This is a genomic window from Salinactinospora qingdaonensis, assembly GCF_039539445.1.
Taxonomy (GTDB): Bacteria; Actinomycetota; Actinomycetes; order Streptosporangiales; family Streptosporangiaceae; genus Salinactinospora; species Salinactinospora qingdaonensis.
On the sequence record NZ_BAABDD010000015.1, the window covers coordinates 108,083 to 120,101 of the forward strand.

8 protein-coding genes are annotated in these 12,019 nt (G+C 66.6%); 7 read left to right on the forward strand and 1 reads right to left on the reverse strand.

Annotated elements, in window-relative coordinates; all coding sequences use genetic code 11:
• Positions 1-306 precede the first annotated feature (306 nt).
• The 6 genes from mtrA (at position 307) to ABD848_RS16220 (ending at position 7,866) form a co-directional block, all read left to right on the forward strand.
• Positions 307-984, forward strand: a complete 678-nt coding sequence (gene mtrA, locus ABD848_RS16195; RefSeq protein ID WP_344972737.1) for an MtrAB system response regulator MtrA — start codon at positions 307-309, stop codon at positions 982-984.
• Positions 985-992: 8 nt separating this feature from the next.
• Positions 993-2,780, forward strand: a complete 1,788-nt coding sequence (gene mtrB / locus ABD848_RS16200) for an MtrAB system histidine kinase MtrB (protein WP_344972739.1) — start codon at positions 993-995, stop codon at positions 2,778-2,780.
• The gene (locus tag ABD848_RS16205) at positions 2,777-4,657 is read left to right on the forward strand and encodes an LpqB family beta-propeller domain-containing protein (protein ID WP_344972741.1); all 1,881 of its coding nucleotides are present in this window, start codon (positions 2,777-2,779) and stop codon (positions 4,655-4,657) included. The genes mtrB and ABD848_RS16205 overlap by 4 nt, the downstream gene beginning before the upstream one ends.
• Before the next feature lie 235 nt (positions 4,658-4,892).
• Positions 4,893-5,591 carry a ComF family protein gene (locus ABD848_RS16210; RefSeq protein ID WP_344972743.1) on the forward strand — a complete coding sequence of 233 codons (699 nt, stop codon included), beginning with the start codon at positions 4,893-4,895 and terminating at the stop codon, positions 5,589-5,591.
• Positions 5,592-6,254: 663 nt separating this feature from the next.
• On the forward strand, positions 6,255-6,950 hold the full coding sequence (gene hpf, locus ABD848_RS16215; protein WP_344972746.1) for a ribosome hibernation-promoting factor, HPF/YfiA family: 696 nt from the start codon (positions 6,255-6,257) through the stop codon (positions 6,948-6,950).
• 187 nt (positions 6,951-7,137) lie between these two features.
• Positions 7,138-7,866 (forward strand): response regulator, encoded by a 729-nt coding sequence (locus tag ABD848_RS16220; RefSeq protein ID WP_425567561.1) that lies wholly within the window; start codon positions 7,138-7,140, stop codon positions 7,864-7,866.
• A 104-nt stretch (positions 7,867-7,970) separates the two neighbouring features.
• Here the strand turns inward: ABD848_RS16220 and ABD848_RS16225 are convergent, their stop codons facing one another.
• The gene (locus tag ABD848_RS16225; RefSeq protein WP_344972749.1) at positions 7,971-8,327 is read right to left on the reverse strand and encodes a hypothetical protein; all 357 of its coding nucleotides are present in this window, start codon (positions 8,325-8,327) and stop codon (positions 7,971-7,973) included.
• Positions 8,328-8,556: 229 nt separating this feature from the next.
• Between ABD848_RS16225 and secA the strand changes: the two genes are divergently transcribed.
• Positions 8,557-11,523: a preprotein translocase subunit SecA gene (gene secA, locus ABD848_RS16230; RefSeq protein WP_344972752.1), complete on the forward strand. Its 2,967-nt coding sequence runs from the start codon at positions 8,557-8,559 to the stop codon at positions 11,521-11,523.
• Positions 11,524-12,019: the final 496 nt, after the last annotated feature.

The window sequence follows — 12,019 nt, forward strand, 5'->3', positions numbered from 1 at the left end:
TGCCACATGCGAGGTTAAAGCCGGCATCAGCCACCCTTTGCTCTGGACGAAACAGCGGGTCAAGCGGCAGGGTGTGCGTGGGACCGGGTTAGGACATGCGCGCGTGGCGCCATAGTCGCTTTGCGTGGCCATCGGAATCGACCACACGCGATGGCGCCTCGGATAATGGCAAGGTTGAGTTTGGATGGTCACTCCATGTGGGGGCCCGGCGGAAGAGACCGAAGTTGTGCCGCTTGAGTGTCCGGAAAGGAGAGGGCGCTCGTTCCATCGCCCCACCGGGGGATGTCGATGAGTGCCGGAAAAACGATGAAGGGACGCGTACTGGTCGTCGATGACGACCTCGCTCTCGCCGAGATGCTGGGCATCGTCCTCAGAGGCGAAGGCTTCGAGCCGTCGTTCGTACACGACGGCGACAAGGCGATGGAGGCGTTTCGGGAGACCAAGCCCGATCTCGTGCTGCTGGACCTCATGCTGCCCGGCGCCGACGGTATTGACGTGTGTCGCCAGATCCGAGCCGAGTCCGGTGTGCCCATTGTCATGCTGACCGCGAAAAGCGACACCGTCGACGTCGTGCTTGGGCTGGAGTCCGGCGCTGACGACTACATCATCAAACCGTTCAAGCCCAAGGAGTTGGTGGCTCGCATCCGGGTGCGGCTGCGCCGCACCGAGGAGCCCGCACCTGAGGTTTTGCAGATCGGGGACATCACTATTGACGTCGCCGGCCACGCAGTGCGTCGCGACGGCCGTCCTATCAGCCTGACGCCGCTGGAGTTCGACCTCCTCGTGGCGCTGGCCCGCAAACCCCGGCAGGTGTTCACCCGCGAGGTCCTGCTCGAACAGGTGTGGGGCTACCGGCACGCCGCCGACACGCGCTTGGTCAACGTCCACGTCCAACGGCTGCGCGCCAAGATCGAGAAGGACCCCGAACACCCTGAGGTCGTGGTCACTGTGCGTGGCGTGGGTTACAAGGCCGGGACGGCCTGATCCGGGCGGTGACGGCACCGGTGTCGGCCACCGCCGCGGACACAGCGGACACAAAGACGGCGCACTCGCACGAGGGCGAGTCCGCTGTCCCCTCTCGCCTGCACCGCCTCGGCTACGCGCTGCGTCAGGGCTATCTCACTGCGCAGCGCCTCGCGCGCGGGCTAGTGCGCGGGGTGCACAGCCGCTGGCGGCGTTCGCTGCAACTGCGCGTGGTCACCACCACGTTGGTCATCTCGGCGTTCGTCACCGCTGTACTCGGCTTCTTCCTCATGCAGCAGGTGCAGGCCGGCCTGCTCGACGCGAAGCAGAACGCGGCGCTCAACGACCACCACGCGGGCCTGACCTACGCCCTCAACGTGATGCAGGACAGCGACCAGTCCGAGCGCGAGGGCCAACTCGACGACATCGCCAAGGCGCTCGGGGACCGCAGCGGCCAGACCGGACTCTACGAGGTGGCGATCCTGCCGATGGTCGGTGGCCTCAACGGTCGGGTCACCAACGATGTCGAAAAAACCAGCGTGCCCGAGCAGTTGCGCGAGCAGGTGCAAAACAGCACCGAGCCCGAGGCGCAGTACCAGCGCTACACCGAGATCGTCCGGGACGACGGCTCGCGCGAACCCGGCTTGGCCGTGGGTGCGCAGCTCTCCAGCGCCTACGAGCTGTACTACCTGTTCCCGCTCGACCATGAGCAGGACATGCTGGACCTGGTCCAGCGCACCCTGGTGCTGGTGGCGTCGGCACTGATCCTGCTGCTGGCCGCGATCGCCTACGTCGTTACCCGGCAGGTGGTCATCCCGGTGCGCCAGGCGGCCAGCTCGGCCGAGAAGCTGTCCTCGGGCGACCTCTCGGAACGGATGCGGGTGCGCGGCGAGGACGATCTCGCCCGGCTGGCGATGTCTTTCAACGACATGGCCGGCAACTTGCAGGAGAAGATCCGGGAACTGGAGGAGCTGTCCCAAGTGCAGCGCCAGTTCGTCTCCGACGTTTCCCACGAGCTGCGCACCCCGCTAGCAACCATGCGCATGGCCGGTGACCTGCTCTACGAAGAGCGCGAGGATTTCGACCCCACGATGCGTCGGCCGGTGGAGCTGCTGCAAAGCCAACTGGAGCGCTTCGAGGAGCTGCTTGGGGACCTGCTGGAGATCAGCAGGCACGACGCGGGTGCGGCCACATTGACCATCGAGCGCCTCGACATCCGCGACGCCGTCATGAAGGCCGTGGGGGACGCGGAGCAGATCGCCGAGCGCCGCGGCATCAAGGTGGTGCTGCGCCTGCCGGCCGAGCCGTGCGTGGCCGAGTTCGACGGCCGCCGCATCAACCGCATCCTGCGCAACCTCATCGTCAACGCCATCGAGCACAGCGAGGGCAAAGACGTGGTCGTGACCGCGGCCGGCGACCGCGACGCGGTCGCGGTGGCCGTGCGCGACTTCGGCGTCGGCCTGAAGGAGGGCGAGGAACACCTGTGCTTCGACCGGTTCTGGCGGGCCGATCCCGCGCGGACCCGTACCACAGGCGGCACCGGTCTGGGGTTGCCGATCGCCAAGGAGGACGCGCGGCTGCACGGCGGCTGGCTCCAGGCGTGGGGGATGCCGGGCAAGGGCTCGCAGTTCCGGCTGTCCCTGCCGCGCAAGTCCGGCGCCGAGCTGCGTGGATCTCCCCTGCCGCTGGCGCCGCTGGAGATGACGATCACCCGTACCCGCTCGCCACACCAGGTCTCTCCCTCCTCCGTCGAGCCGGCTTACGCGCCGCAGGAGGTTGAGACGACCTGGTCGGGAAGTCTGGGGGAGACGCCGTGACCCGGAAACGGCACCTGCGGCTCGTGACGACAGCCTCGGCGCTGTGCCTGTTCGCTCCCCTTACAGCCTGCGCGACCGTGCCCACCGGTGGGCCCGTCGTCAAAGGCGCCGGAGGCGACGATGGCGCCGGCCACGGCGGCACCTACGTACAGTTGCTGGCCGCCGGTCCGCAAGACGGGGTCGGGGAGAACGGGCTCATCCGCGGTTTCCTGCGCGACATGGGCAGCTTTGACGAGGACTACCGGGCGGCACGGTCCTACATGACGCCCCAGCGCCACGACGCATGGCAGCCCAACGGCACGGTGTGGGTCTACGAGGGGCTCGACTCCGTCGTCCTTGAGACGACCACCGCAAACGACGGCCAAAGCGCCAACGTGCGCATGCGCACGCGCCGCGTCGCCACGATCGAGGCCACCGGCCAGTACATGCCCGCCAGCCCGGAGGAGTTCATCGACGTCACCTTCGAGCTGGCCAAGGTCGAAGGGGAGTGGCGCATATCGGAACTGCCCGACGAGCTGCTGCTTAGCCGGCGCGACATCGACCGCGTGTACCGGCCGCTCAACCTCTACTTCTTCAACCGCGACCGCAGTTCCCTCGTGCCCGACCCGATCTTCTTGCCCGTGCAGCCCGCCAGTGACCTGCCCGCCCAGTTGTCGCGGACCCTGTCGCAGATGCTGGTGGACGGCCCCACGCCGTGGCTGTCCTCGGCGGTGCGCTCGGCCTTTCCCGAAGACACCCGCGCCGAGGTGGAGTTCGACTCCGGCCGCGTCACTGTCCAGCTCAGCAACGAGGCGGCGGCAACCGGCTCGGATGGCCGCGTCGACATGGCCGCCCAGCTCATCTGGACCCTCAAGCAGATCCCCGAAATCCAGGAGCTCGTCCTGCGTATCGGCGACGAGGAGGTCCTGATGCCCGACACCGGCGCCGACGTCCTGCGCGCCGGCAGCGAGGTCTGGAACTCCGTCAACCCCTCCGGGGTCAACGGTGACCTGCACGCCTACTTCATGCGTGACGGTCAATTGTGGTCGCTCGACGACGAGCAGCAGGAGGAGCCGATCCCAGGCGCCCTGGGGCAAGGCGCCCTGCCGCTGGAGCGCCACGCCATCGCCCTCGCCGAAGACAAGGTCGCCGGCGTCACCGGCCAGGGGAAGGTCGTCGTCTCCGACATCAGCGCCGGCAGCACCTACGCCACCGTCCTCGGCCAGGGAGAGTACTCCGCCCTGTCGTGGGACGGCTACGGCAACCTCTGGGTGGTGGAGGACCTCTCCGAAGACAGCGAGGAGGAGGGCGAGGAGCCGCAGTCAGCGGCCGACGCCGACGACAACACCGACCGCGACGCCAGCGCCCAACCCAGCCCGGACACGGCCGAGAACACCGAACGCAGCCGGGTGTGGCTGCTGCGCGACGGCATCGATCCGGTGCAGGTGGCAGCGCCCCACCTGGAAAGCACCAGAGTCACTGAGCTGCGCGCCTCGCGCGACGGTGTCCGGGTCGCGGCCATCACCACCGAGGATGAGGAGAGCCGCCTGCTCGTGGGGCGGGTGGTCCACAGCGAGGGCACCGTCGCCGCCCAGCAGTTCCTGCCGTTGGCCACCGACCTCACCGGGGTTTTCGACCTCTCTTGGCGCGGCGCCGACCAGCTCGCCGTTTTGGGCAGCAAGGAAATCGACTCCGTCAAGGCCTACCTCGTCTCCCTGGACGGCAGTACCGAATCGACCAGCGCCAGCGCCACTCCCGGTACCGATATGAAGAGCATCGCCGCCGCCCCAGGCGAGCCGATGCTCTCCGGCGTGGAGAACGACCACGTGTGGCTGACCAACGATCGGGTGACATGGCAGCGCATGACTGACGGCACCAACCCGATCTACCCCGGTTAGGTGCTGTTTTTAGGCGAGGGCGGGCGGTGGGTGCACGCGGGTGAGTGCTTCCGCTGTCGCTCTCGCGGGGTGGCGAGATCGCGCGACGATCGGGGCACGAGCGAGACGGCGAACACCTCCACGGCACCACACCCCAGCCGTTCGGAGAACAGAACCTAGCGTTTCCGCCGGCGGGTTATCCACAGGGAGACAGCCGGAGTGGCGGGTGCGACCGCGGCGGCCACACGATGGGGGCATGGTCGCCTTGCCCACCCTGTCCACCTTGTCCGCTCTGCTGTCCTGCCTCCTCGATCTCGTCTTGCGCGAGAGCTGCGCCGGCTGTCGCCACAGCGGCGTCCCCTTGTGCACGCGGTGCCTGGAGGTGTGCACCCGCGCTCCCGCGCCCTGCCACCCCAGACCCGGCTGCCCGCCGGCCTGGGCCGCCGGCCCTTACGCCGGTCGCGTGCGCGAGATTGTGCTGGCCTACAAGGATCGAGGACGCCGTGGGCTGGCAGTGCCCCTCGGGGCCGCTCTCGCCGCCGTCGCCGGGCGTGCTTGGCCACGGCAGGCCGCACCGTTGCTCGTGCCCGTGCCCGCCCGGCCGCACGCGCTGCGGCGTCGCGGCTACGACCCGGTCCGGTTGTTGGCCATGTCGGCGGCGTCGCGGCTGCGTCGGCGGTGGCCGGCCACCGCGGTGGTTCCCGTGTTGCGCCACACCCGCCGCGTCGCCGATCAGGTCGGTCTCGACATCACGGCGCGCCGTGCCAATCTGGCTGGGGCGCTCACGGTCCCTCGGAGCGCTGTCCGCCGGGTGCGCCACCGGCGGGTCATCGTCGTTGACGACGTGCTCACCACGGGCGCCACCGTGGCCGAGGCCGCTCGCGCGTTGACGGAAGCGGGGGCCGATGCCGGTAGTGTCGCAGTGCTCGCTGAGCGTGTTCGGGCGCGATGGTGAGTCGGATCGCCGCCTCCACCGCCCCTTCGACCTCACGGCGTGGGCGCCATTCGACGGCCCTCCCTTCACCGCTGGTGGGAGCGGCTGGGCAATGTTCTCCCACAACACTCCTGACATTCGGTGAATAAGGGGTTAGCGTTCCAGTCATGGGGCACACCCATCCGGGTCCGTGGTTGCGCTAGGCGCGGCGCCTGCTCAGTAGGCTCCGTGTCTGGCAAGCCGATGCCAGCCGCAGGCGAAACGGCCCACGTAAGGCGACTTTTGGTCGACCGATCACGGTGCGGCTTAGAGGTAAGTCCTGCCCCGTCCGGGGACCGGATGTCCCTCACAAACGGGAGAAGGGCAGTAGTGGTGCTCAAGCGCTGCGAGCCCCTCAGCAGGCGGATGTGGGGACGAAGACCAGGTCGGCCGGATGGGTGGCCCCCATGCCGCTGCCGGGGCGAGCGCCCTGGCAGCGGCACCGTCGACAAATAATGCTGGAGGGGCTGAAACGTGAGTGAATATTGTTGACCCATTGGGTATACGGGTTTCAAAGCACAGCCCTTACCAGCGATGACCGATGACGGAGAGGAGGGGCTCCGTAGATGATGCCCGCCGCTTTCGGTGGGCACATGGCACAAGCTGGGCCATCCGCCGTGGTGGCCATGCGATAAAGGGGGTCTTGTGGACATCACCGTCAAGGGTCGGCGTACACATGTCAGTGACAAGTTCCGGCAGCACGTCGAGACGAAGCTGAACAAGCTCTCCAAGTGGGAGCGAAAAGGCATGAGCGTCGATGTGGAGGTCTCCAAGGAGCGCAACCCCAGGCTCGCCAACCAGCGCGAGCGCATCGAACTCACCATGCGGTCCAGCGGCCCCGTCGTCCGTGGGGAAGCCGCAGCCGACGACCGCTACGCCGCACTCGACCTCGCCTTGGACCGCATTGAGGCTCGGTTGCGCAGGGACGCCGATCGTCGCAAGGTGCACAGTGGAAGTCGTACCCCCGTATCTGTCGCGGCTGCTACAGCCGACCTAGCCAACTCCGGTCTTTCGGCGAACGTGGCCAGCGCCCCCCCATCCGACCCATCCGCGGCGGACGAATCCGAGGCCGTCCCGGAGCACGAGGAGGAGATCGACGGCGTCGCGTTGGACAGCGCCTTCGGCGACGACGACCTCGAACTCGACACCCAAGGCGGCAACCCGCTCATCGTCCGCGAGAAATTCCACCGTGCCAAACCTATGAGCATCGATCAGGCGTTGTTGGAAATGGAGCTCGTCGGCCACGATTTCTACTTGTTCCACGACGAGAAGAGCGACGTTCCCAGCGTCGTCTACCGCCGTAAAGGTTTCAATTACGGCGTGCTGCGCCTCATCGAATAGTCTCAGCGGTTAAAGAAAGACGGTGGGGCGCGCCAGAACCGGGTTTTTCACGGCGGCGCGCCTCCCGTGTGTCCGTTCTCCACAATTGACGACCACGTATCTGAAAACAGGGCAGCGACACGGGCATATCGGTGTCCCCGCGTCACTGCGCGAAGGCTCATGCCCTTATCGAGCGGGTGTGCCCCCGATGTCTCCCCGCCCCCACGGGAGAAAGGGACAACCAGTCGTGAGCGGGACTCCCCCCACTCCTGGCGAGCCCATCAAGGTGCTCGTCGTCGACGATCACGCTTTCTTCCGGCGCGGCCTGGTCTCTGTCTTGGCAGAAGAGCCCGGTCTCGATGTGGTCGGCGAGGCTGCCGACGGTGACCAGGCGGTGGCCCACGCGGCCGATTTGCTGCCCGATGTGGTGCTGTTAGACGTGCGGATGCCCCGTAGCAGCGGTATCACGGCCTGCGCCGGTATCAAGGACGCTGTGCCCAGTGCCAAAATCGTCATGTTGACGATCAGCGACGAGGAAGCCGACCTCTTCGAGGCGCTCAAGGCCGGCGCCACGGGATACCTGCTCAAGGAACTCGCCATCGACGAGTTGCCCGAGGCGGTACGCGCGGTCTACGGCGGCCAGTCCTTCATCAACCCCTCTATGGCCACCAAGCTCATCGGTGAGTTCGCCGCGCTCGCTCGAAAGGACACCGCCCGCCCTTCCCAGGTGCCGGTGCCCCGATTGACCGACCGGGAATGCGAGGTGTTGCGCCACGTGGCTCGGGGCCGCAACAACCGCGATATCGCCCACCGCTTGGTCATCTCTGAGAACACGGTCAAGAACCACGTGCGCAACATCTTGGAGAAGCTCCAGATGCACTCCCGTATGGAGGCCGCGGTCTATGCGGTGCGCGAGAAGCTCCTGGATGTGGAGTAGCCAAGCGCCCGCTCCGGAGACAGGACGTGGCCCCTCGGGAAGGGGCCACGAGAGGCCGGCGGGGGATTCGGCGGGAGGCGGCGGTCCCGCCCCCCGCGTCGCCGTCACTGTGCGGAGGGAGGCTCCGTATCCTGCTCGCGCTCGATCTCCTTGATCCGGTGCAGCGGGGTGCCGTGGGATTCCTCCGGTGCGTAATGGGGCTTGTCCAGCACGACATCGGTGAAGATGTCGGCCACCAAGCTCAGCACGGCGCCGATGAACATCGCGATCACTCCAGCTCCCAGGAGCCACCAGGCCGGCCATAGCGGCAGCGCGATCCCCGTCAAGGCGAAACCGAGGGCGATCAGGACGACGGCCACCCATGAGGCCGGTCGACCACGATGGTTGCTGGTTTGGGCCAGTTGGCCGCCTTCAGGCTGGAATCCGCGGATATAGCGCGTGTTGCGATTGCGGTGGGCCATGCACCCTCCTCAACTCCAGGGCGTCCCCACGCCTTTACCTCCGCAGTTACCGGAGTTTTCGGAGATAAACACCAGCGGTGCCCGCGCGAGTCCCGCTAGGACTTGACGGAGGACGGATCATTGGAAGGGCCAGTAAGGTAATCAGTTCATCTACGATGGAGGACTGGGGTAGAAGGATCCGTTCCCGCCCCCGGACTGCGGGCCACGATCTGCGAGGAGCGCATAGGAAGTGCCAGCCATACTCGACAAGGTCCTCCGCGCGGGCGAAGGAAAGATCCTGCGCAGGCTTAAGAAAATCAAGGACCAGATCAACTCGATCGAGGATGACTTCGTCGATCTGAGTGACACCGAGCTACGTGAACTCACCGACGAGTACCGGCAGCGGTACCAAGACGGCGAATCTCTAGACGACCTGATGCCGGAAGCCTTCGCCACCGTGCGGGAGGCAGCCAAACGGACGCTGGGACAGCGCCACTTCGACGTTCAGCTCATGGGTGGAGCGGCGCTGCACTTCGGCAACATCGCCGAGATGAAAACCGGTGAGGGTAAGACGCTCACCTCGACACTCGCCGTCTACCTCAACGCGCTCACCGGCGACGGCGTGCACGTCGTCACCGTCAACGACTACCTGGCCCGGCGCGACGCCGAGAACATGGGGCGTATCTACCACTTCCTGGGCTTGGAAGTCGGGGTCATCGCCCCCGAGGTCACCGGCGCCGATCGCCGCAAGGCATACGCCGCCGACGTCACCTACGGCACCAACAACGAGTTCGGCTTCGACTACCTGCGCGACAATATGGCGCTGTCCATCGACGACTGTATGCAGCGCGGCCACCATTTCGCGATCCTCGACGAGGTCGACTCCATCCTCATCGACGAGGCCCGTACCCCTCTCATCATCAGCGGCCCTGCCGAGCAGAACTCCCGCTGGTACCAGGAATTCGCCAAAATCGCACCGCGGCTGCGCAAAGACGTCGACTACGAGGTCGAAGAGAAGAAGCGCACCGTCGGTATCACCGAGAGCGGCGTGGCCAAGGTCGAGGACTGGCTGGGCATCGAGAACCTCTACGAGTCGGTCAACACGCCACTCATCAGCTTCCTCAACAACGCGCTGAAGGCCAAGGAGCTCTACCGGCGCGACAAGGAGTACATCGTCCGCGAGGGCGAGGTCCTCATCGTCGACGAGTTCACCGGCCGTGTCCTCTCCGGGCGCCGCTACAACGAGGGCATGCACCAAGCCATTGAGGCCAAGGAGGGGGTGAAGGTCAAGGACGAGAACCAGACCTTGGCCAAGGTCACCCTGCAAAACTACTTCCGCCTCTACGACAAGCTCGCCGGCATGACCGGTACCGCCACGACCGAGGCGGCCGAGTTCAACCAGACCTACGGCATCGGCGTGGTGCCCATCCCCACCAACGAGCCGATGATCCGCGAAGACCTCAAGGACATGGTCTACAAGACCGAGGAGGCCAAGTTCGAGGCGGTCGTCGACGACATCGCCGAGTGCCACGAGAAGGGCCAGCCGGTGCTGGTGGGAACCACCAGCGTCGAGAAGTCCGAACTGTTGTCGAAGATGCTGAAACGGCGCGGCGTCGCCCACGAGGTCCTCAACGCAAAGAACCACGCGCGTGAGGCGTCGATCATCGCGCGTGCCGGAAAGCTCAAGTCGGTCACGGTCGCCACGAACATGGCGGGCCGCGGTACCGACATCATGCTCGGCGGCAGCCCCGACTTCATCGCCGACGAGGAACTCCATGCACGCGGCCTGACGCCGTTGGAGACTCCCGAGGAGTACGAGGAGGCGTGGCCCGAGGCGCTGGAGAAGGCCAAGAAAGAGGTCGAAAGCGAGCACGAGCAGGTCGTCGAGGCGGGTGGCCTCTACGTGCTGGGTACCGAGCGCCACGAGTCGCGCCGCATCGACAACCAGCTCCGGGGCCGTTCCGGCCGCCAGGGCGACCCCGGCGCCTCACGCTTCTACCTTTCGCTGCAAGACGACCTCATGCGGCTGTTCAACAGCGCGCGGGTCGAGGTCATCATGGAGCGCCTCAGCATCCCTGAGGACCAGCCCATCGAGTCGGGAGTGGTCAGCAAGGCCATCCAGTCGGCCCAAGGCCAGGTCGAGCAGCAAAACTTCGAGACCCGTAAGAACGTCCTGAAGTACGACGAGGTCCTCAACCGGCAGCGCAAGGTCATCTACGCCGAGCGCCGCCGGGTGCTTGAGGGAGCCGACCTCAAGGAACAGGTCGACTCGATGATCGACGACGTGCTCGAAGGCTACATCCGGCTGGCCACGGCCGAGGGCGACGCCGAGGACTGGGACCTCGACCGGCTGTGGAAAGCCTTCAAACAGGTCTACCCCATCAGCTTCACCGCCGACGAGCTGATTGACGAAAACGGCGGTGACCTGAGCGCGATCACTGCCGACCTGATCTCCCACCGGGTCCGCGAGGACGCCCACGCCGCCTACGCGCGTCGGGAGGAAGAGCTCGGCTCCGAGACCATGCGCGAGGTCGAGCGCCGCGTCATCCTCCAGGTCATGGACCGCAAGTGGCGCGAGCACCTCTACGAGATGGACTACCTGCAAGAAGGCATCGGCCTGCGCGCCATGGCCCAGCGCAACCCGCTGATCGAGTACCAGCGGGAGGGCTACGACATGTTCCAGGAGATGCTGGAAGGCATCAAGGAAGAGTCGGTCGGCTTCCTCTACAACGTCGATGTCCAGGTCCGCCGCTCCTCCGGCGCCCCGGAGGTCACCGCCCAGGGTGCGGCGGCCACCGCGCAGTCGGCTCTCGTCACTGACGACTCCGCCGCTGGTGCCGCCGGCACGGCCGTTGGAGAGGCCGAGGGCACCGAAGGCGAGGAGGACACCGGCGAGGGCGGGGAGCAGCCCGCGGCCACGGACACTTCGCAGGCCGCCGGCGCGGCCCAAGCCGAGGGCGGCGAGGCGCAGTCGGGCCCCGACGTGGTGGTGCCCGGCTTCGGTGAGGACAAGCCGAGCCAGTTGCAATACAGTGCGCCCAACGAGCGCGGCGAGACTGAGCGCCGTCGGGAGACCACCGACGAGCAGTACACCAACGTTCCGCGCAACGCCGCCTGCCCGTGCGGCTCAGGAAAGAAGTTCAAGCGCTGCCACGGCGCGCCGAGCACGCGCGTGGCCTCGCGCACCGCTGACAGCAAGGCCGCTGACAGCGAGTGATCGCAGGTGGGGGACGAACGATCGTCCCCCACCCGCCCACCCTCCCGGCGGCTGCTGTAGTGCTCGGGATAGGGGTGTGGCGTCCGTACCGGTGGTTGTGGCGTCTGCGGTGTGGGGTTGCTGGTGGTTGGCTCGTGTGGTGTCGCTTGTGCCTTGATCGCTTCGCGATCTCAGCAGCTTGGGGTGGGCTGTGGTTGGTGGGGTTTTGTAGGTGGTGCTCGGGATAGGGGTGTGGCGTCCGTACCGGTGGTTGTGGCGTCTGCGGTGTGGGGTTGCTGGTGGTTGGCTCGTGTGGTGTCGCTTGTGCCTTGATCGCTTCGCGATCTCAGCAGCTTGGGGTGGGCTGTGGTTGGTGGGGTTTTGTAGGTGGTGCTCGGGATAGGGGTGTGGCGTCCGTACCGGTGGTTGTGGCGTCTGCGGTGTGGGGTTGCTGGTGGTTGGCTCGTGTGGTGTCGCTTGTGCCTTGATCGCTTCGCGATCTCAGCAGCCTGGGGTG